Source organism: Brevibacillus sp. IT-7CA2, from assembly GCF_949767855.1.
In the GTDB taxonomy this organism is placed as follows: Bacteria; Bacillota; Bacilli; order Brevibacillales; family Brevibacillaceae; genus Brevibacillus.
The window spans coordinates 1-20,982 of sequence record NZ_CATKQT010000015.1 but is presented as its reverse complement, the minus strand read 5'-3'; the positions used below and the strand labels follow the sequence as shown (position 1 = coordinate 20,982).

18 protein-coding genes are annotated in these 20,982 nt (G+C 43.2%); 13 read left to right on the top strand and 5 right to left on the bottom strand.

What is annotated here, in order from left to right:
• The first annotated feature begins 84 nt into the window (after positions 1-84).
• From ACM6JA_RS11675 to ACM6JA_RS11665, 3 genes are all read left to right on the top strand, one after another.
• The gene (locus ACM6JA_RS11675; RefSeq protein WP_414852412.1) at positions 85-1,146 is read left to right on the top strand and encodes an SDR family oxidoreductase; all 1,062 of its coding nucleotides are present in this window, start codon (positions 85-87) and stop codon (positions 1,144-1,146) included.
• Positions 1,147-1,290: 144 nt separating this feature from the next.
• Positions 1,291-3,183, top strand: a complete 1,893-nt coding sequence (locus ACM6JA_RS11670) for an AAA family ATPase (protein WP_414852411.1) — start codon at positions 1,291-1,293, stop codon at positions 3,181-3,183.
• A gap of 9 nt (positions 3,184-3,192) precedes the next feature.
• On the top strand, positions 3,193-4,497 hold the full coding sequence (locus ACM6JA_RS11665) for an McrC family protein (protein WP_414852410.1): 1,305 nt from the start codon (positions 3,193-3,195) through the stop codon (positions 4,495-4,497).
• 237 nt (positions 4,498-4,734) lie between these two features.
• Here ACM6JA_RS11665 and ACM6JA_RS11660 read toward each other — a convergent pair whose 3' ends face one another.
• Positions 4,735-5,127: a RidA family protein gene (locus tag ACM6JA_RS11660; protein ID WP_414852409.1), complete on the bottom strand. Its 393-nt coding sequence runs from the start codon at positions 5,125-5,127 to the stop codon at positions 4,735-4,737.
• Positions 5,128-5,680: 553 nt separating this feature from the next.
• Entirely contained in the window at positions 5,681-7,201 is a 1,521-nt protein-coding gene (locus tag ACM6JA_RS11655; protein ID WP_414852408.1) for a chitinase, read from the bottom strand.
• A gap of 515 nt (positions 7,202-7,716) precedes the next feature.
• Here ACM6JA_RS11655 and glpT point away from each other — a divergent pair.
• From glpT to glpQ, 9 genes are all read left to right on the top strand, one after another.
• Entirely contained in the window at positions 7,717-9,081 is a 1,365-nt protein-coding gene (gene glpT / locus ACM6JA_RS11650; RefSeq protein ID WP_414852407.1) for a glycerol-3-phosphate transporter, read from the top strand.
• Positions 9,082-9,878: 797 nt separating this feature from the next.
• Entirely contained in the window at positions 9,879-10,004 is a 126-nt protein-coding gene (locus ACM6JA_RS11645) for a hypothetical protein (protein WP_012684041.1), read from the top strand.
• A 5-nt stretch (positions 10,005-10,009) separates the two neighbouring features.
• Positions 10,010-11,503, top strand: coding sequence for a spore germination protein (locus tag ACM6JA_RS11640; RefSeq protein WP_414852406.1), 1,494 nt, complete (start codon positions 10,010-10,012; stop codon positions 11,501-11,503).
• A gap of 28 nt (positions 11,504-11,531) precedes the next feature.
• On the top strand, positions 11,532-12,641 hold the full coding sequence (locus tag ACM6JA_RS11635) for a spore germination protein (RefSeq protein ID WP_414852447.1): 1,110 nt from the start codon (positions 11,532-11,534) through the stop codon (positions 12,639-12,641).
• Positions 12,619-13,833: a Ger(x)C family spore germination protein gene (locus ACM6JA_RS11630; RefSeq protein ID WP_414852405.1), complete on the top strand. Its 1,215-nt coding sequence runs from the start codon at positions 12,619-12,621 to the stop codon at positions 13,831-13,833. Before ACM6JA_RS11635 ends, ACM6JA_RS11630 begins: the two co-directional genes overlap by 23 nt.
• A gap of 353 nt (positions 13,834-14,186) precedes the next feature.
• On the top strand, positions 14,187-14,606 hold the full coding sequence (locus ACM6JA_RS11625; protein WP_414852404.1) for a MarR family winged helix-turn-helix transcriptional regulator: 420 nt from the start codon (positions 14,187-14,189) through the stop codon (positions 14,604-14,606).
• A gap of 27 nt (positions 14,607-14,633) precedes the next feature.
• Entirely contained in the window at positions 14,634-15,275 is a 642-nt protein-coding gene (locus ACM6JA_RS11620) for a nitroreductase family protein (RefSeq protein WP_414852403.1), read from the top strand.
• A 31-nt stretch (positions 15,276-15,306) separates the two neighbouring features.
• Positions 15,307-15,603 (top strand): putative quinol monooxygenase, encoded by a 297-nt coding sequence (locus tag ACM6JA_RS11615; protein WP_414852402.1) that lies wholly within the window; start codon positions 15,307-15,309, stop codon positions 15,601-15,603.
• A 298-nt stretch (positions 15,604-15,901) separates the two neighbouring features.
• The gene (gene glpQ, locus ACM6JA_RS11610; RefSeq protein WP_414852401.1) at positions 15,902-17,008 is read left to right on the top strand and encodes a glycerophosphodiester phosphodiesterase; all 1,107 of its coding nucleotides are present in this window, start codon (positions 15,902-15,904) and stop codon (positions 17,006-17,008) included.
• Between the two features lie 224 nt (positions 17,009-17,232).
• On the opposite strand, the gene ACM6JA_RS11605 is transcribed toward glpQ, so the two are convergent.
• From ACM6JA_RS11605 to ACM6JA_RS11595, 3 genes are all read right to left on the bottom strand, one after another.
• Entirely contained in the window at positions 17,233-17,799 is a 567-nt protein-coding gene (locus tag ACM6JA_RS11605) for a TetR/AcrR family transcriptional regulator (RefSeq protein WP_414852400.1), read from the bottom strand.
• A 62-nt stretch (positions 17,800-17,861) separates the two neighbouring features.
• On the bottom strand, positions 17,862-18,680 hold the full coding sequence (locus tag ACM6JA_RS11600; protein WP_414852399.1) for an alpha/beta fold hydrolase: 819 nt from the start codon (positions 18,678-18,680) through the stop codon (positions 17,862-17,864).
• Positions 18,681-19,131: 451 nt separating this feature from the next.
• Positions 19,132-19,602: a MarR family winged helix-turn-helix transcriptional regulator gene (locus ACM6JA_RS11595; protein ID WP_414852398.1), complete on the bottom strand. Its 471-nt coding sequence runs from the start codon at positions 19,600-19,602 to the stop codon at positions 19,132-19,134.
• 148 nt (positions 19,603-19,750) lie between these two features.
• On the opposite strand from ACM6JA_RS11595, the gene ACM6JA_RS11590 reads away from it, so the two are divergent.
• Positions 19,751-20,626, top strand: coding sequence for an SDR family NAD(P)-dependent oxidoreductase (locus ACM6JA_RS11590; RefSeq protein WP_414852397.1), 876 nt, complete (start codon positions 19,751-19,753; stop codon positions 20,624-20,626).
• Positions 20,627-20,982 lie beyond the last annotated feature (356 nt).

Below are 20,982 nucleotides of genomic sequence, written 5' to 3'. Positions count from 1 at the left end.
CACAGCTGCATTTTTCATCATATAATGAATTATTGATATTACAGTAACTCCTTACCTACCAAACATACGGAGCTGGTTAACCATATGAATATCCTTGTAACCGGAGCAACAGGTTTTCTCGGAAAAAAACTCTCCCAAGATCTATTAAACGAAGGCCATACCCTTTACTTACTCGCTCGAAATGAAAAAAAGGCAAGCGATTTGTTGCATAGCTTTGCCGAAAAACACCGGGCACGGGTACATATTTTACTAGGTGACGTTTCGAAAAAAGGCTTGGGCGTCTCTGAAGATGATCTAGGACAGCTCAACCCAAAAATAGATACGATGTACCATATTGCCGCATACCTGTCCTTCGATCCCGCTCAGAAACCACAGACGTACGAGGTAAATGTAGAGGGAACAAAAAATACGTTACAATTCGCAGAAGCCATTGGCTCCCCCCGCTTTATCTATGTGAGTACGGCTTATACCATTGGCACTGAAACAGAAGGACAAGAAGCGCTGTACAGCCCGGAACGCTCCTTCGTGAACAACTACGAAGAGACAAAATGCTTGGCGGAGCATCTGGTTTTCTCCTACAGCGACAAAATGGAGACCATCATTGTCAGACCGTCGATCATTATCGGTGATTCCAAAACGGGCGAAGCCGATACCAATTTTGGCTTGTATGGATTATTAAAAGGTCTTCGCGTGCTGAAAAGAAGAGCGTCCCGAACAGAAGGCTGGGAAAATCAAAAGTACCGGATTTTGGTGGATGTCGACGTGAACTCGAACCTCGTTCCGGTTGATTATGTCTCTTCTGTCTTGCTCGCTGCACTTACGCATGGTGAGCATAAAGAAATCTATCATGCTACCAATCCTGTTCCACCTACCCAACAGCTTGTAGTGGATTGCATCAAAGAAGTCTTGGATTTTCCGAATCTAGTTCCTGTTCCATTTGAAACAGAAGAGCTGTTATCTGATGAAGAGAAAACCTTTAATGCATCGATGAGCTTGTTCCATTCATATTGGAAGCGGAGTATCTCTTTCCCGAATGACAACACCAAGAAACTGCTGCAAAAAGTGGGTCAAAGCGAATTGCAGATGGATAAAGAGATGTTGATTGGGATTATGAGTGGATTTCAGAAGCAGGCTGTGCTTACGTAGGTAGTTGCAATATAATAAACCCTGTAACAGCAAGGAATTTGCCGTTACAGGGTTTGTTTGTGCGATGATTTTTCCTTTTTAGGACGTTAAGTCCGGGCCGTTACCGCTCTCACGCTCAAAATATGGAAAGTAAGGATGGTCATTATGGAATTAAACGAAAAGCACATGCGACAAAATTTTATTAATTGGTTACGTCAACGTCTCAAAGCTAATGGGGAACCCTACTCAGAGAATACAATCGGTACTTATGCCTCTTCTTTATCCACAGCCCCCAGTAAACTAGCGGGAATAGAGCTCGAAACAACCAACTTATATGAGATAACTCGATCAGAAAAATTCAAGCAATTACGGATAGTAATAGAAAGCGCGGAGAATTATGAAGAGGTCAACAAAAATGCTGGTAACAAGGCATTTCATTACGCTATGCAAAATTATGAAGAGTTTTTAACAGAACTGGAGCAAGGAACTACATCTATAGCTAACGACAGCACTCTGCGAGCCTCTACTTCTACACCATCTCGTACTGATATAGATAAAAACATGATATTATACGGCCCTCCAGGAACCGGAAAAACCTATCATGCTGTCACTTATGCTGTGGCTATGATTGAAAACTTACCGCTCCAAAAAGTAAAAGAAGAAATCAACACATTGGGTTATGATAAAATCCTAACAAAATATCGCAAATATCAAGAGAACGGACAAATTCAATTTACTACTTTTCATCAATCCTATGGTTATGAGGAGTTTATCGAAGGGATTAAGCCGAAACTAGATATAGAAAATAGCGATGAGGGGAATCCCTCGATTTCTTACGAGATTAAGCCCGGTATTTTCAAGCAATTCTGTGAAAGAGCACTTGCTCCAATCGTTCAAGATAGCAACGAATATGGCATTCGAAAAGAACCGACGATATGGAAAGTATCTTTAGGTCGCGGGAAAGGAAACCCGATCAAAAAAGATTGTTTCGACCAGAACAGAATAAGAATTGGATGGGACGAGTACGGTGAAACTCTTTCAGAGGATACTGATTACAGTCAGGATGGAGGCAAGAACATTATTTCTCGCTTCATCGATGAGATGATGGTCGGCGATATTGTCTTAGTTCTCCATAATGAGAGAACAATTGATGCTATTGGCGTTGTGACAGGTGATTATGAATGGTTACATGATGTAACAGAGTATAAAAGAAGTCGTAACGTAAAATGGTTAGCCAAAAATATTCACAAAGACATCTACGAATTGAACGGAAATACAGTGATGACACTAGGTTCCGTTTATCGACTTACACGTATCACACTTGCAGATGTAATGCACATCCTGACAGAACTTGATCTTACACCTGATGCTTCGATCCAAGAGAATAATAATCGGTATGTTTTTATCATCGATGAAATTAATCGCGGCAACATATCCAAGATCTTTGGTGAATTAATCACTTTAATCGAGCCAACCAAACGACTTGGCCAATCAGAAGAAATAAAAGTACAACTCCCTTATTCACCAGAAAAGTTTGGAGTACCTAACAATGTATTTATTCTTGGGACCATGAATACTGCGGATAGATCCATCTCCAGACTCGATACGGCACTTCGTCGCCGCTTCCAATTTGCTGAAATGTTACCTGAACCCGAAATCCTGAGGTCCATAGACACCCCTGGTATTGATCTATGTGCCATGTTAACCAAAATAAATCGACGTATTGAGGCGTTATTCGATCGTGAGCACACCATCGGTCATGCTTATTTCATTCCATTAGCAAAAGATCCTTCAATAGAACGCCTTGCCCATATCTTCAAGAATGCCATTATTCCATTGTTACAAGAATACTTCTACGAAGATTACGAGCTCATTCGATTGGTTCTCGGTGACAACTACAAGAATCCAGATGAACAATTCATCCAGACTAAGAAGCTAAATGTCTCAGAGCTTTTTGGTGCGACAGACCATATCGAGCTTGATGATAAAACTTCGTACGAAATTAACGAGCATGCCTTTTTCCATGCACCATCCTATCGCAAAATTTACGAGCAATAGGAGATACACATGAACAAAGTTTATACTGTGAAAGAGTTTGACGTATTTACACGAGATATGAATGTTGAGGATAGCCGCTACCATGCCTTACCTAAAGCTACATTTAACCAATTAGAACAATTTATTTTAACCAATAAGCCCGATATCTCTACTGATGCAGATATCATGGATTTCATGTCTATTTCTAGCAAACGCGGTATAGGTAAAATTATTCGTATTAAAAACTATGTCGGCATAATTACCTTGAGTGATGGAACTGTCATTGAAATTCTACCAAAACTATACTCACAAGATCGGAACGACTCAAAAGATGAAACCAAGCGCATCTTCCTAGACATGCTTAAGTTTTCATTGAACTTGCCTTACAAAACATTCAAAATCTCCGATGTTCATATAGAGAAAAATAACATTTTGGAAATTTTCATTCGAATGTTTATTGATCAAATCTATGTATTAGTCAAACGCGGATTGAAGTCTGCCTATATCGAACATCAGGACAATGAATTTTTTTTAAAAGGAAAGCTCAATTTTTCGCAACATATCAAATATAACTTTGCACATCAAGAACGCTTTTATATTGAATACGATATCTTTAATGTTAATCGTCCAGAGAATAAGCTAATAAAATCAACATTACAATTTTTACGAAGAGTAAGTAGTAATCGTAAAAATAAGAAGGATATCAGCATTTTATTAACTTCATTTGATGAAATTGATCTTGCAATAAATGTTGAGCAGGAGTTTTCAAAAGTAACCCTTGATCGGAATATAAAAGAATACAAAACGATTTTATCATGGTGCAGCATCTTTCTTAGAAAAACTAGCTTCACAACATTTAGTGGACAAGGAGTTGCATACGCTCTTCTATTCCCAATGGAAAAAATCTTTGAATCCTATATCGCGGGTCAATTAAGAAAAGCGCTAGATTTGGATTTGTATTCGATGAAAACTCAAGATCGCTCATTCCACTTGTATGAAAGTCCAAACCGATTCTTACTCAGGCCTGATATTGTCGTATACAAAGAGGATCGACCCGTCGTTGTAGACACCAAGTGGAAGATACTCAAAAATCAACCGTTTCAAAACTATGGCATCTCACAAGCTGATATGTATCAGTCCTATGCCTATCATAAAAAATATGACGCAAATACCGTGATACTGTTGTACCCATGGACACCATCATTTGCTGACCTGCAGGAGCAGATTGTGTACGCTAGTCACGATCAGGTGACCGTTCGCATCGCGTTTGTGGATCTTACAGATATAAAGCAGTCGATTCATGAACTCTATCAACTAATTGATAAATACATGTAAATGAAGAAAAGTATGAAGCATCCCCGTACCATTGAGGATGCTTCGTTTTTTTTCGTACGAATATTAATTAACACAGTCTCTGTATCTCCCTACTACTCCAATTGATCTTTCCATGTGTAAGCGTAAAATAGTCCCTCCTAACCATCAGATGGATACTATTTACGTTTACTTGGCGACGCCCCCCGCTTTGTGCCAATAGCAGTCAATCCTTTTTAAAGCCTAACCACGGTAACCGAGTTAGTCGGTGTGTGCGACGGCGCGGATTTCAATCAGTTGGTGAGGAAACGCAAGACCAGACACGCCGATGAGGGTACCGGCCGGCCGATGGTCGCCCACATACTCTTTGTACAGACCGACGCACTGCTCGAAATGCTCTTGCGGATTAGTCAGAAAGATCTCCATCTCAGCGATGTTCGACCTCGTGACACCAAATCCCGCCAGCACCCGATCGAGGTTCTCCAACGTCTGCCGGGTTTGTGCCTCGAAATCGCCCTCGCCAACGAATGCGCCCTGCATATCGTGGGAAAATTGCCCCGAAATGTAGATGGTACCATGGACGCTATAACCTTGTGTGAGGCCGAAACCTTCTTCCCAAGCGACACCGTGATTGTAGGTTTTGACATGAGTCATTTTGTTCTCTCCTTTACTGAAAGTAAGGCTAGAATAAAATGAATTCACATAAAAAAATAGTACGCACTTTATTGATAGCTACTACCAGAAAGGATAGTGAAAAACCAAAACCGTTAAATGGAATCCCGGTTTTACCAGCAAAGTTGAAGGAGTTCAATAGGACAAAAACGAATCCGCACATACAATATTTTCTATGAGAGGATGTTTTGTTCATGCTAAAAAAAAGTATGCTTTCTGCTTTGGGTCTACTAGTAGTTACAATGTCTCTATCCATTCCTACCCAGGCTGCTGAACTCTCAACATCTTCTCAGGAAACGTTACTTCAAAATAAATCAACCGACTCTCGTAAAGTATCAGGAATCACTAGTGTTAATTTTGGAGCTACAAGAACGATTTCAAAATCGACTCCGATCCTCCAGATTGGGTCATTACAACCGCTACATCAGACTTTTATATCCTTACTTATAAAGGATAGTCGTACTCAGATCAAACTTGCATAATGACAATGACACCCACCCGTGAGAGCGGGTGGGTTTTTTCAAAGATTCCGTCATTACTGGTTCAGTGAATCAAGCGACGTGCGAACATTATTGGCAAACGAATAGTTGTTTCTAGCATCCCAGTTGATAGACCAGGTCATAATTCCTTGGAACTGCGGATAACCAGCTGGATTTTGGAGTTTGTAAGTTCCTCCAAAAGACGTGCCCTTTACCAAATATTGAAGGGCTTTCTGGATATCGGCAGGAGACGTATACCCTCCCCCGGCAGCACTTGGAGCAGAAGGCAGCCCGATAGCGACTTGGTTCTCCCTCAAAGCTGGAAACATGTTGTTAGGATTACGACCGATAGGGAATCCTTTCAATAGCATTTCTGCCATCGCTACTTGGAAATCAGCCGTTCCTTGTTGATACGTACGACCATCTAATGCTTCTAGCGCTCCAGAATTATAGTGTTGGACGTGGATATAATTCATTCGATCGCGAAGGGCATGAATCACAGGCAGATAAGCGCCCCACGGCCCACCATAGGAAGCGTAACCTCCTTGGACATAAGCCGTTTCTGGCGCCATTGTCAAAATGAAAGATGGGCCAAATGTATTCGTGATCGTCTGAGTCGCTGAGATTAAGTTTATAATTTTAGGTGTTGTTGGATTTCTAAAATCAGTATCCCCCGCATTTAGCGATAAGGAGCTTCCTTCCAGATCAATATCCATACCATCAAAACCATACGTTTGAATGATCGAAGTCATCGAGGTAATAAAATTTTGTTTGGCAGCTTCTGTCGTCAGCTCGACTGTACCATTCGCTCCGCCAATCGAGATGAGGACCTTCTTCCCCTTTGATTTTAACAAGGCGATATCCGACTTAAATTCCTCAATGGATGCATTGAACGGCACGAATCCCATTGTCGCATGATCGCCACCGACTGGTTCTGCGAACGCAACATTGATTACATCGTATTTATCTGAGACATCTCTTAGCTTGAGTACCGTAGAACCATTGTCAAAATTATGCCAGTAGCCGATCAAAACTCGTTTGGATACCGGTTCATTTGGGGATTTAGCTAAAGTTGTTACCATTATCGAGGCGCTGGGTGGGGATACATTGCCTGCGGCATCTTTTGCCTGTATCGTGAATGAATAAGTCGTATTCGCTAGAAGCCCAGTCACAGTATAGGATGTTGTATTCGATGTACCAGCGAGTGTATCTCCGTTGTAGACGAGATACTCCTGAACAGCTATGTTATCCGTAGAAGCTGACCAAGATAAGCTGACCGAACTGCTTGATTTCCCTACTTCACTCAGATTTGCTGGGGACGTAGGTGGAATGGTATCGGGAGCAGAGGGACCTTGCAGTTGCCACAGTGTTGGTACGTTGGGCGGTTCCCATCCGACAAGCGATGTATGAGCAAATGTACATTTGTAATCTTGCCCTTGATACGTAACCACGTCTCCTAAGTTGTATACGGTGTTGGGAGTCCACGGTGTCATGGCGTTAGAAGACTGCGGGAATATAGAAAAGATTAAGATAAGCGACAGTACTACCAAAAATCCTGTTTTTCTTATCAAATACATCAAACAAATCCTCCTTCATTTTTACTTGTAATAAAAAAAGAGTGTCCTTTACATCTTTGCTTAACCCCCCTCATACAGATGAGCTAATATAACAATATCCTTATATTTGGAAAAGATGTATTTTTTTGATTAATATACACATAAAAAAACCTCTATCGAGGCTTTTTCGAAGAGGTGCGACCGCGTTTTTGCGGAAAATTTTCTTATGCTCCAAACCTCCATTCCCATTAGAAGGGCTACGTTTCAACGCGGAAGCAACTATGTATATTACAAAAACAAGCATCTTTCCCCGGCAAAGAAATTTATCGCTCCGTTTCTCATGGTAAAATAACTCAGAATAACATCATTGACAACGTTTTCACAGAATAATAGAATACACTTACGACAAGTTAACTATGATGGAGATTCGGAGACTCATACTTTTTGGCACTTTCATTTTTGAAAGCGCCATTAAGGTATGGGTTTTTTTACGTGTATCGCCATCCTTGTTAAAAATTACTTAGGGGAGGAATAAGATGCTCAAACTGTTTAAGCCTGCACCGCCTATTGACAGATTGCCTGACGAACAAATTGATTCTGAGTATAAAAAGCTCAGGCTTCAGGTGTTTCTCGGAATCTTCATCGGTTATGCGGCGTACTATCTCATCCGCAAAAACTTCTCGCTCGCCATGCCTTATTTGATTGAAGAAGGATATACAAAAACAGAGCTCGGTTTTGCGTTATCCGCCATTTCAATTTCCTACGGGATCAGCAAGTTTGTAATGGCCATTTTTTCAGACCGAAGCAACCCGCGAATGTTCTTACCTGCCGGTTTGATTCTTTCTGCACTTATTAGTTTGCTGATGGGCGTTGTTCCTTACTTCACCTCATCCGTCTCGATCATGTTTGTAATGCTGTTCCTGAACGGTTGGTTCCAGGGAATGGGCTGGCCTCCATCCGGGCGTGTCCTCGTACACTGGTTTAGTGTAAGTGAAAGAGGAAACAAAACAGCCATTTGGAATGTAGCCCATAACGTTGGCGGAGGCTTGATGGCCCCCCTCGCTGTTGCAGGTGCAGCGATGTTCGCCGGGCTTTCGGGTAATACCGCTTCCGGATATGAAGGCGTGTTTATCCTGCCTGCTCTGGTTGCCATTGTCTTTGCAATCATTACGTATTTCTTAATTCGCGATACTCCGCAGTCAGTCGGCCTGCCGCCTATTGAAGAATATCGCAATGACTATCCAAATAAGGCGAAGAAAACGTTTGAAACAGAATTCTCCACAAAAGAAATCCTTTTCAAATATGTGTTGAACAACAAATGGGTTTGGGCAATCGCGATTGCCAACATCTTCGTTTACTTCGTCCGTTACGGCGTTCTCGACTGGGCGCCGACCTATTTGAGCGAGGAAAAAGGCTTTGATATGAGCAAGTCGAGCGTTGCCTACTTCTTGTACGAATGGGCAGGTATCCCGGGAACGCTCCTGTGCGGCTGGCTGTCCGATAAATTGTTCAAGGGCCGCCGTGGACCCGCAGGGTTTGTCTTTATGCTAGGCGTATTGATCGCTGTTCTGGTCTACTGGTTCAACCCACCTGGAAATTCCGTGGTCGATATGATTTGCCTGATCGCTATCGGTTTCCTGATTTACGGTCCAGTCATGCTGATTGGTTTGCAAGCCCTTGATTTTGTTCCGAAAAAGGCTGCCGGAACAGCTGCAGGGCTGACGGGTCTGTTTGGTTACCTGGGCGGTACAGTCACAGCGAATGCATTGATGGGGGTTATCGTTGATAAATCCGGCTGGGATGCAGGATTTATGTTGCTGACAGCTTCGTGCGTATTGGCTGCTCTTGTTTTTGCCCTTACTTGGAATGTGCGGGGGCAGGAAGTAGTTAAAAATCATTAAAATAGCAAAAAGAAGGATGAAAATCGTTGTGATTTTTATCCTTCTTTTTTTATGGTATGAATAACCAGTCTTCGAAACCACTGCTCCTGATCAACATATTTTGAAAAAACCTGACACCCGATATTAAAAAACAGTATTTAGAACCAAAAACACAATTTCACAATGTAGGTTAATCCTCTCACTATGAAACTCTCTAGTTGATGCAAAAGTAGTATTTTCGAATAAACATTTTTTCTTATACCAAACGAGTAAAAAACAAAGTATATGAAATAAATTCTTTATACGAATTTATGACACTTTCCCTCAACAACTATTCTTCAAAAAAACCTGTTATAACAATAATTTGTCATAACAGGTAATTATAAATCACAAACATAGTATCATGCTGAAAGAAAACCACTGACCTGCGTTCGCTTTAAGCCAGTGGCTCAGCATAAACCAGTACTCGCGCTAACTGTGCGCGGTCGAATGCCGGCTGACTGGTATTCTGATCAGAATCCACCATGACATATTACCTGCCAACTTCCTTCTCCAGCCGGATTTCACCGATGTACCAGAACCGATTCCCCCCGATCCAGAGTGGCCTAACCTGAACATTGAATACCACATAAAAGATATGCTGCACCATTTTTGACCGAAGGAAATTTACTTTTAAATCCATTTCTGAATTTTCGCTTCCTTACGACTGTACTACTATACAATCGATTTTCCAGCTGATTGGAATAAGAATTGTCATGCAAGAACAAAATAGGACAAGTTCTTTTTACGACTGTAATGAAGCTGCAAGGAGGAAAACCATGTGGAAAACAATTGTTTCAAATCTTCCTGCCTGGCCAGTTTTTATTCAAGCCGCAGTCGTTTTTCTTGTTCCTTATGCGATTTCAAGATTATTTCATTGGATTCGTACAACGGAGGAAGAGTGATATAGATGGAAAGTATCACTCCATTTACAGACGATTACCTATCGAATTTGAATCTTATCCGTCAGGAAATCGGCCAAAACGCAGATGTGCATGTCCGCGAATTTTCTTTCGGACAGACTGCCATTCGTGCTTCCATTATTTTTGTAGATGGGTTATCCGATCGGGATCTCATCGATAATACTATTCTGAAAACGCTCATGAATGATTCTGTGGCAGTGATGGTACAGGAGCATTCTTCCGGGGACGTTTCTGTTTCCAAAGAGTTTTTCATCAATCATGTGCTTTCCATCCATGAAATACTGGAATGCCGGGATGTATACGATCTGAGGACAAAAGTATTGACTGGCTTCACGGCACTATTGATTGAAGGGGCTGCAAATGCTTTTCTTCTTAATACCGTAAAAGTAAAAACAAGAAATATAGATGAACCTGTCTCAGAATCTTTGGTCAGAGGCCCTAGAGTAGGCTTCACGGAAACGTTAAGCGAAAATACCGCCCTATTGCGGAGACACGGTGAAAATGGAGATCTTCTCTTCCTAAAATTTCAGGTGGGCGAGCGTGCAAAAAAAGAGCTGATTATCGCCTATATGAAAGAGATTGCGAATCCCGCATTGGTTGAAGAAGTAAAAAACCGAATTACGAAAATTAAAATTGACCATGTGCCGGAATCCGGCTATGTGGAGCAATTTATTGAAGATAATTATCTCAGCCCATTCCCGCAGGTGCAGAGCACAGAACGGCCTGACCGCGTCATCAGTGCATTACTGGAAGGACGAGTGGCCATCTTGCTGGATGGTACTCCTTTTGCCTTAATCGTTCCGGTTACGTTCAGCATGCTCCTGCAATCTCCTGAAGACTATTATGAGCGCTGGATTCCAAGCACATTCATTCGCTTGTTGCGCTTTTTCACTGCCTTTGCTTCCTTGCTTATACCGGCCCTCTATATTTCCTTTATCTCTTTTCACCAAGGGTTGATTCCTACCGAATTGGCTATTTCCATCATCAGCACTCGACAAGGAGTTCCATTTCCCGCTCTATTGGAGGCACTGATCATGGAAGTTTCCATCGAGATTATGAGAGAAGCCGGTCTTCGATTGCCGAAACCAATCGGCCCTGCCATCGGGATTGTCGGTGGACTGATTATTGGTCAAGCTGCAGTACAAGCTGGTATTGTCAGCCCAATTATGGTAATCGTCGTGGCTGTCACTGCTATTTCCTCCTTTGCCATTCCGTCATACAACCTGGGTATTTCCTTACGTCTCATTCGGTTTTTGGTCATGTTCTCCGCAGCCATGTTTGGATTGTACGGGGTGATTTTGTTTTTTCTCCTGCTTACGAGTCATTTGGTAAAACTAAAAAGTTTTGGTGTACCTTATGTTACTCCTGCTGTTCCCTATCGGTTAAGGGATTGGAAAGATTTTATGGTGCGCATGCCACTCATGATGATGAAACGCCGTCCAAAAATGCTGCATACGAAAGAGCCGACTCGCAAAGGATAGCCACTCAGTATAGAAGGTGAAGCCCAAAATGATACCCACCCGAAATGATCGGATCACCACCTCGCAAACAGCAGTGATCATCATCAACTTTATACTGGGAGCGGGAATCCTTACCCTGCCTAGAATCTCAGTGGAAAAAACAAAAACACCGGATGTATGGATAAGTGTCCTCATTGGCGGTTTACTCGCGATGCTCACTGGGATAATTATTGTAAAATTAAGCCAGCGGTTCCCGGATAAAACGTTTTTTGAATATAGCCAGGAGATTGCAGGGGAATGGGTTGGAGGGATACTCAGCCTTCTCATCATCTGTTATTTTTGTTTAACCTCATCTCTTCAAGTCCGATCTATGGCTGAAGTAACAACCTTTTACTTGCTGGAGAAAACCCCAACGTGGGCCATTGTTATGGTATTTTTGTGGGTTGCGCTTTATCTTGTCGTAGGTGGCATCAATTGTCTCGCCCGTATGCTTGAGATTATCTTGCCAATTACTGTCCTCTTTTTTTTGGTGGTTTCCTTGATGAGCATAAAAATTTTTGAAATCGATCATCTTCGTCCCGTTTTGGGGCTGGGGTGGAAACCGGTGTTCGATGGGATTAAACCCACTGCGCTCGCTTATACCGGTTTTGAAATAATGATGATTCTGGTGGTATACATGAGACAGCCAAACAAAGCCGTGAAAGCCGTTGTGGTGGGAATTAGCGCCTCGTTGATCTTTTACCTGATCACAGTCGTGATGGTCATTGGGGCGTTTTCAATCGATGGAGTCGTCACAAGGACATGGCCGACCATTGATCTCATACGAAGCTTTGAAATTACCGGTTTACTCTTTGAACGGTTTGAATCGTTGCTGCTCGTATTATGGATTATGCAAATCTTTTCTACTTTCACGTTGGCTTACTACTCAGCCGCCCTAGGCCTCGCCCAGCTCTTCAAGAAAAATATTGAACCGTTTCTATTTGGATTGCTGCCTGTTATCTACATCATCACGATGACTCCTAAAGAAATCAATAGTGTATTTGCACTTGGAGATGTTGTCGGCAATGCAGCCTTTTTCTTATTTGGTGTAATGCCCCTTCTCCTTCTTATTATTTCTGGCTGGAAGGTGGGTAAGCATGAAGCAAAGTCATCATCGTGAGCGGCTCCTCCTCTTGACATCGTTATCTGTTTTCCTGCTCTTCTTACTGACCGGATGCTGGAGCAGCAACGATATCGACAAGATGGGTGTAGGCATCGGTTTGGCATTGGATGTCGGCAACAAATCAAATGTTGAAAAAAAGCTGGAAAAGCAGGGAAAGAGCCCTCCTCACGTTGACACAATCACCATGACCTATCAATTTATTAACCCAAAAGCAACAAGCAAAGAAAGCAGTTCGGCAGGACCACAACAAAAAGCATATTTGAATGCGTCCCAAACCGGTGAATCTATCCTTCCAATCATCCGTGAATTTTCATTGAGTCATGATGCCCCCTTGTTCAGCCCGCACTTAAAAGTCATTGTGATTAGCGAGGCTCTGTTACACACACATCGTTTGGAATCTTTGCTGGATCTATTTCTGCGAGATAACGAAATACGTCCAAGCTGCTTGGTATTGGTTAGTAATGGGAATGCCCGCAATGTCTTGGAAACCAAAAAACCTGGAGAATTGCCAGCACTGAATTTGCTTGGAATCGTAGATAACCGAAGCCGAACAGCCAAAATTTTACCTCCTGTGTCACTCGCCAAATTAACGGCCAAGTTGAATTCCGAATCAAGCTTTCTCTTGCAAAATGTAGCCGCTTCTGGCAAAGAAGTGAAGTTTGAGGGAGCAGCCGTGATCAATGGAAAGACAAAAAAATGGGCGGGATTTTTAAACGAAATGGATTTGGAGGGTATAACGTGGATAACCGGAAAAGGAAAAGGAGGGCTAGTGAGAAGCCATGACAAGGAGACAGGTCAACTCATCATCTATGAGATCGAAACCATGGAGAGCAAAATCACTCCCCATGTTGACGGAAACAAGATTTCCTTTGATGTGCATATCAATTCGAAGGGACGCTTGTCTGAAAATTGGGTGTTGAATGCGAATCCTTTTGAAAATGAATTCCTGAAAAGGGTGGAAAAAGCGGCTGAATTGGAAGTACGTAAACTAGTCAAGAGTGTCACAGCAAAAATGCAAAACAATTTCCATGCTGATGTTGCCGGATTCGGAGAACGTTTGCGAATCGAGTATCCAAAAACGTGGGAGAAAGTAAAAAAAGATTGGGATCAAACATTCAGCACCGTACCCATCACTTACTTCGTAAAGCTGACCACGACTGATTTCGGCGCATCAGGACCTAGCAAGTGAAGCTTCCTTTCGTTATCCATTAATTGCGATTGGAGTAAGTTACCCCCTCTCCCTTTTCTCCATTCCCTCTTCGTATGAATCACTTAACTTCTGCTATGACCATACCGTCCCGTCTTTTTTTGAGGGAGAACATGATGATACCCTGAAGAAATTGCTATCACATCCGTTAGTCCAGCGACTTTTGCAGGGATCATATGTTGCAAACGCTAAAATAAGGTGTTATATTATTTGACGTATCAATAGTTGATGCGTCAAATATCATCAAGTTATCATGCTCAACTGACTGTATGTTGTCATTGCTTGTGGATATATGACTGAGTTCCTATTCATATTGCCCCCGGGAGGCATTTTTCATGACACGCAAGGAATTTGAAGAGGAGCAGATACTGAATCTGCTCATTGGATTAACCAATAAAATAAGTCCCAAGTTCGAACGCTGTACCGGAATCAGCTCTACTCGTCTCGCGATCCTGCAAATCCTTTGTGAATGCAACGAAATCAATCAGTCCCAGCTACAAAAGCACATCAATATCGACAGTGCTGCCATTACACGCCACCTGAAGCAACTGGAAGCGGATTGCATGGTGACCCGACACAAAAATCCAAATGATAACCGCGAAACCTTCGTTCGTCTATCCGAAGAAGGACATCATCGGATTGAAGGGTACAAAAGCGAGAAACGAAATTTTATCCAGCAGATTCTGGAAGGCTTCAGCGAGGATGAAACGCAGGTCTTAACTGATTTTCTCAAACGGATGCAAAACAACATTTGATTGTTCAAGAAAGGAGTCTGTTTTCACATGATAAACACAGTACAAAGAACAAATGATTTTCGTGAAATCACGTTTGGTCGTCGTTCTGTCAAACTTTATGATCCTGAAATAAAAATCAGCCGCGAGGAAATGATTGAAATTCTAGCGGGAGCCACACGCGCTCCATCTTCGGTCAACATGCAGCCTTGGCGCTTTGTGGTGATCGAAAGTCAAGAAGAGAAAGAAAAGCTTGCAGAGCTGGCACGCTTCAACAAGACGCAGGTACTCACCTCTTCCGCCGTCATTGCCGTATTCGTCGACATGAATAATGCGGAATATATGGATGAGATATTTGGAAAAGCTGTCGAGCTCGGATACATGCCGCAGGAAGTGAAGGACATGCAGCTGAAAGCCGTAAAGCCTTACTACGCCAATATACCAGCTTCTGACCTGCGGGATGTCAATTTTATCGATGCCGGTCTCGTATCCATGCAATTGATGCTGGTTGCCCGTTCATTCGGCTATGACACGAACCCGATCGGCGGCTATGAAAAGGATCAAATAGCAGAAGCGTTTGATTTGGACAAAGATCGCTATCAACCGATCATGCTGATCAGTATCGGGAAAGCAGCCAAGGAAGGATACCCATCTTACCGTCTCCCTGTTGAGACAGTGACAACCTGGAAATAATTCAAATTCGTTGGAAGAAAGGTAGAAAACCATGCTTATTATACATGCCCATCTGCAAGTGATACCCGCACAGGAAGAAGCCTTCCTTCAAGCGGCTAAAGCCCTGGTTGCTGCAAGCCAAGCTGAAGAAGGGAATGTGGGATACACCCTTCTGAAAAGCACAGAGCAAGAATATCACTACACCATGGTAGAAAAGTGGAAGGACGCTGCCGCAGTAGCGGTCCACAATGCAAGCGCTCATTTTCAGGCTTTTGTGAAGGAAGCTCCCTCCTTTTTTGCAGCAGCTATGGAATTAGAAGTATTCGCAGGAGAGCCTGTGAAGTTATAATTCGTGATGTACGGAAAAATAGCAAGGTTGGTCCTGCGATCAGCCTTGCTGTTTTTTTTGTAGGGAGGAAAGACGCTGCCGTGAAAGAGAAATTTTCGTTATGGAATATCAAATTTCTGCTTTAAAAGAGCAGCCGCCAACAATTTATTGACAGCGCTTTCTTTTTCCCTTACATTAGTAAACAATATAATATTTTTGTGATGGAGATAAGGAGATTCACAATATTTCATTTGGTATGGTATAACCTACCAATGAAATTTGTGGATCTTTTTTTTCATCCAAATGGAGGAGGCAGAACATGAAAAAACTGGTTACATCCCTGGCAGCCGCTCTCGCTATTACAACAAGCTTTGGAAGCGTATCCTTTGCCGAAGCAGATAAGATTGTCATCGCCCACCGCGGAGCAAGCGCATACTTGCCAGAACATACGCTGCCCGCAAAAGCGATGGCTTACGCGATGGGAGTCGACTACATCGAACAAGACGTGGTCATGACAAAGGACAACAAACTGGTCATCATGCACGACCATTATCTGGACAGCGTAACCAATGTAGCGGAGGTCTACCCAGATCGAAAACGAAAAGACGGGAGGTACTACGTTATTGATTTCACTCTTGACGAGATCAAGAAACTGAAAGCAACAGAGGTCTTCACAGTGGAAAACGGCAAGCAGGTACAAGACTATCCGGATCGCTTCCCTCTCTGGAAATCCAGCTTCAGTGTTCACACCCTGGAAGAAGAGATTGAACTGATCCAGGGTATGAACAAAAGCACAGGTCGTAACGTAGGGATCTATTCAGAGATCAAAGCTCCTTGGTTCCACAGACACGAAGGAAAGGACATCAGCCTCGCAGTGCTACAGGTGTTGAAAAAGTACGGCTATGTGTCCAAGAATGACAAAGCGTACATACAGACTTTCGACCCCAATGAAGCAAAACGGATTCGCAAGGAACTCTATCCATATTTGAATATGAACGTGAAGCTTGTACAGCTCATGGCAGAAACCGGCTGGAACGAAACCATGAACTATGAAAACGGTAAGGCAGTTCCCTACAACTACGATTGGATGTTTGAAAAAGGGGCGATGAAAGAAATTGCGAAATACGCAGACGGCGTAGGGCCATGGAAGCCGATGATCATCAAAGAAGAGTCGACGAGAGACCACCTGATCATTACCAATCTTGTCAAAGAGGCTCATGAAGCTGACCTGGAAGTGCATCCATACACCTTCCGAGCGGATGAAGGACAAATCCCTGCCTATGCAGCAAGCTTCGAGGAGATGCTCGATCAGTTCTACTTCACAGCAGGAGTTGACGGGGTGTTTACGGACTTCCCTGACCGTGCCGTTGATTTTTTACGAAGAGCGGAGTCCCAAAGCAAAACGTCCCAGTACAAGGGTAGCTGACACAGACCGCAAAGTAACTTAAAAACACCTCTTTAACACTAAAACGCCGGTATCTTGTACGCTAAGGATTACCGGCTTTAATAATTGTGGGATTCTTTTTGGGACATAGCAGAGATACTATGGACCACTCGGGAGAAGGTCGAGCTAAACGCATCTATATAAACCAAAAGAGCTGCACGCCGAAGTCCAGCTCCAGCCGTACAGCTCTTTATCCTATTTACGCCTCACGGTAGAAAGTAAAGCGAACTGCGCACAATGTTGTCCAGCATTTCACGTTCCGCGGTTACCGTGGTCACCGTAATCCCGTGCATAACATTAACCAGGTATTGAGCCAATGCTCTCAAATTCCAGGTTCCCTTCAGCTCACCGGTCTGCACCGCACGTTCCAACAGTTGGTAAAAGGCTTCCTCGTTCTCAGCCATATTGGCTTGGACCCGCTTAAATACCTCCGGGTGGGAAGCTGCCAGCTCTAACGAAGCATTCACCATAAAGCAGCTTCTGCGACGCGTATATTCGATGACCTCGTGAAAATAGCGCAGCAGAAGTTCTTTCGCCGGCCTTTGTTCATACAAGATAGCCGCCAGTTGTTGTTTGGATTGCCGGTCGTAACGCTCCAGCGCCTGAAGGTACAAGTCCTCTTTACTTCCAAACGTCTCATAAATGCTGCTTCGGCTAAGTCCAAGCTGCTCCACCAAATCCTGCATAGAACAACCCTCGTACCCTTTCTCCCAAAACACGTCAATTGCCAGATCCAATACTTTTGGAATTTCAAAACTTTTATTTCTGCTCATACCCAACCTCTTCCCAAAACAACCTTAAGCGGCTAGGAAGGTGCGTGAAAATCCATTTTCACTTAAGCTTCTACAAACTGCAGGATCTCGCTGTTAAACTTGTCCTTCTCTTCAAACACGAGTCCATGGCCGCTTTCTTCAAACACGATGACTTCCGCATCTGGAAACCCGTTAATCTGAGGTTCAAAAGACATTGTATCATGTTTGCCTTGGAAAATACGAACCGGCACATGAATTTGGGACAATTCTTCCCGCGAATCTTCATAAGCAAGGCTCTTGAGCGACATTGCAAGAGCTATGGGATCGGTCTCCAGCGACATCCGGTTGTACCAGTCGACAAAAGCCTGACTCGGCTTTTGATAGAACAAAGAGCTGTTGAATCCTTCGATCAGCTGTGGACGGTCCTGCTGTGCAGCTTCTACAAGGGACTCCACAACCTCAACCAGCAAGCCGTAAGGATAATCCGGTCTTTGTGTGAAGAGAGGCGTAGCGGCGGAGGCAAGTACCAACTTGGAAACACCATAACCCTGATGTCTTGCCATATATCTCACCGCAACGGCCCCGCCCATCGAAAAGCCGACCAGTGTCGCATTTTCAATCTCAAGCTCCTCAAACACCCGGCGAATGTCATCCGCAAACTGATTGTACGAATAGCCGTTGAACGGACGGTCAGATTTCCCGAAACCTCTCAAATCAATACCGATGTAACGAATTCCTTTGAACGGAAGAACGTTTCTTTGGTATTCATACATGGCTTGCCCGACAGGGAGGCCATGTATGAACACAACCGGCTTCCCTTCCCCGACATCTTCCACATACAAGGTTACGTTGCCTCCCACAGGTACATAATGACCAGAAGCTGTTGTTAATCTTTGAGTCATAATAATGATCCTCCTATATTATCCGATTTTTAGATCTTTGACGCATTCTGGAATAATCGTTCCGAAAAAGGTTTTTAAAAATCGAGTCGCTGAGACTCGATGGTTGCTTCCTAAATCATTTCCGAAACAAGCCTGTTTTTCTCTTTTCGGAACGATCGTTCCTTTGTGGAAATGATTGTACTCTTTTTTACGCCTTGGAGTCAAGCGGGAGGAAAGCCGTTTAAAGTCATCGGCATTGTTTGTTGGAGAATATTTACGTACTATTAGCTGGTTTCGTTTAAGACTGAACCCAATAAATGAAACAGCGGCGACTTAAGACCTGAAAATAAAGGCTTAGACTACCGCTGTTGTTACTGTGCGTCTATTCATACCCATGAAACCCTAAGGTTTGCACATGATAGGATTTGGCACTTCTGTTTGAAGGTTCTTCCAAAAGGGGACGCAGCCAAGATTACGTTCTCATCCTACGATTATATCCATTAAAGTGCTTAAGCATTTGGGTGAAATCATGAAGCTCCTCATCTTTCCAGTCCGAGATTCGTTCAAAAAAAACAGACTCTTTCTCCTTAAGCGCTTCTATTATTTTTTGTTGTCCATGCGCGGTAAGAGATAGCACAATTTCACGACCATCATTAGGGGAAGCTTCTCTGCTCACATACCCCAGAGCCTGGAGCTGTTTGACAAGGCGACTGACCGAGCTTCGATCCATCGCAGTTGATTCCGCTAAAGTGGCAGCATTAGTTGGGCCATAGGAGTACAGCCAGCGAACAATATGGAAAGCTGCAGGCTGTAAGGAGGAATCGAATTTCGCTGCGGATCTGACATTTAGGGCATGTGAAGCGCTGATGAGTGCGTTCAGCTGCTCGCCCAACTCAATCTCCAGTTTCTCCCTCGATTCATTTTTGGATGGAGTATAGTTCATCCTCACTCACCTTTCTTTCGATCAAATAATAACTCCACTTTGATTGACATATATCAATCAATTCAATATGATGGACATATGTCAATCAAATACCCTGACTCGCCTATTATTATTCGAAAAAATTGTATCACATGAAGGAGAAATGATGATGCCTAAAAAAGCAACGGTTGTCATAACAGGTGCCACCAGCGGTCTTGGACAGCTTGTCTCGATTGAATTGGCAAGACGCGGTTTTGACCTTGTCTTGACTGCCAGGAGTAAAGAACGTTCTGAAGCTACTAGAAAACAGATTGAAGCGATTACATCATCAGCGAAGGTTGACTTTTTTTATGGAGATTTATCGCTATTAAAGGATGTTAAACGGGTTGGCAGTGAAATAGCAGCCGCTTACCCTAAAATTGATGTGCTATTGAACAATGCGGGAATTCATGCCTTCGAGCCCCGTATTACTCCCGAGGGCCTTCCTGAAATGATTGCTGTCAATTATTTATCACCGTGGCTGTTGTCACATACGATAAAGCCGTCTCTACAAAACGCAGGGAAGGCCAAAGTTGTCAATGTTGCCTCTGAAGCTTCACGCCGTCACGGCGTTTTAAAGCTCCCCGAGGATTTAACTGATATAACTCCCTTTACCGCTCGCGGTTCATCCGCCATTTATGGAAAAACCAAATTGTTCAATATTATGTTCACTGCTGAACTGGCACGAAGGTGGGCAGGTACGGGAATCAGCGTAAATGCGCTAAATCCAGGATTTAATGTTACCGGACTAGGACGAGAACTTTGGTTTGCATCCGTATTAGAACGATTGTTGAAAGCCCTTCGTCTTGGAGATCCGCGAAGAGGAGCCGATATTATTACACGATTGATTGTAGAGCCGGAATATCAAAAACTGACAGGCGGGTACTTTAATGTTGGGACCGGAAAACCAATTGAACCGGTGCATCCCGGGGGAGATGCTACAATGCAGCACAAATTGTGGCAGGCTACAGAAGATTTGCTGGAGCAGAAGGGGTTTCTTTCCTAAAATACCGATGATGAAAGGAAAAGACAAACGATAGTTAACTAAACACACCGTCAAAAGAAGTCCCCTTCTCTGACAACTGGCTGCATGCTGGTCAACGGATTATTTTTTCCCGTGACAGCTTATCTCATGCAGCGCTTAGATATCGCTCAATTCTCAATAAGATAAATTAGTGAGAGACCTTTCCATCACTGCTTTGGAGGGTTATTTGACATGCTCATTTTGAGTATAGCATTAATCAAAAAAGGCATTTAATGAAAAATGTTGACGTCCTATTAGCTGGTATAGCTTAGCGAGGCTGCCGGATGATCCCCAGCAGCCTCTGATGTCTTTGCTAAGCTATCGATACCCGTTACTTC

Bases quoted from the DNA above. Each gene is read 5' to 3' on its own strand.
- ACM6JA_RS11675 (WP_414852412.1), top strand. From the start codon at position 85: ATGAATATCCTTGTAACCGGAGCAACAGGTTTTCTCGGAAAAAAACTC.
- ACM6JA_RS11670 (WP_414852411.1), top strand. From the start codon at position 1,291: ATGGAATTAAACGAAAAGCACATGCGACAAAATTTTATTAATTGGTTA.
- ACM6JA_RS11665 (WP_414852410.1), top strand. From the start codon at position 3,193: ATGAACAAAGTTTATACTGTGAAAGAGTTTGACGTATTTACACGAGAT.
- ACM6JA_RS11660 (WP_414852409.1), bottom strand. From the start codon at position 5,127: ATGACTCATGTCAAAACCTACAATCACGGTGTCGCTTGGGAAGAAGGT.
- ACM6JA_RS11655 (WP_414852408.1), bottom strand. From the start codon at position 7,201: ATGTATTTGATAAGAAAAACAGGATTTTTGGTAGTACTGTCGCTTATC.
- glpT (WP_414852407.1), top strand. From the start codon at position 7,717: ATGCTCAAACTGTTTAAGCCTGCACCGCCTATTGACAGATTGCCTGAC.
- ACM6JA_RS11645 (WP_012684041.1), top strand. From the start codon at position 9,879: ATGTGGAAAACAATTGTTTCAAATCTTCCTGCCTGGCCAGTTTTTATT.
- ACM6JA_RS11640 (WP_414852406.1), top strand. From the start codon at position 10,010: ATGGAAAGTATCACTCCATTTACAGACGATTACCTATCGAATTTGAAT.
- ACM6JA_RS11635 (WP_414852447.1), top strand. From the start codon at position 11,532: ATGATACCCACCCGAAATGATCGGATCACCACCTCGCAAACAGCAGTG.
- ACM6JA_RS11630 (WP_414852405.1), top strand. From the start codon at position 12,619: ATGAAGCAAAGTCATCATCGTGAGCGGCTCCTCCTCTTGACATCGTTA.
- ACM6JA_RS11625 (WP_414852404.1), top strand. From the start codon at position 14,187: ATGACACGCAAGGAATTTGAAGAGGAGCAGATACTGAATCTGCTCATT.
- ACM6JA_RS11620 (WP_414852403.1), top strand. From the start codon at position 14,634: ATGATAAACACAGTACAAAGAACAAATGATTTTCGTGAAATCACGTTT.
- ACM6JA_RS11615 (WP_414852402.1), top strand. From the start codon at position 15,307: ATGCTTATTATACATGCCCATCTGCAAGTGATACCCGCACAGGAAGAA.
- glpQ (WP_414852401.1), top strand. From the start codon at position 15,902: ATGAAAAAACTGGTTACATCCCTGGCAGCCGCTCTCGCTATTACAACA.
- ACM6JA_RS11605 (WP_414852400.1), bottom strand. From the start codon at position 17,799: ATGAGCAGAAATAAAAGTTTTGAAATTCCAAAAGTATTGGATCTGGCA.
- ACM6JA_RS11600 (WP_414852399.1), bottom strand. From the start codon at position 18,680: ATGACTCAAAGATTAACAACAGCTTCTGGTCATTATGTACCTGTGGGA.
- ACM6JA_RS11595 (WP_414852398.1), bottom strand. From the start codon at position 19,602: ATGAACTATACTCCATCCAAAAATGAATCGAGGGAGAAACTGGAGATT.
- ACM6JA_RS11590 (WP_414852397.1), top strand. From the start codon at position 19,751: ATGCCTAAAAAAGCAACGGTTGTCATAACAGGTGCCACCAGCGGTCTT.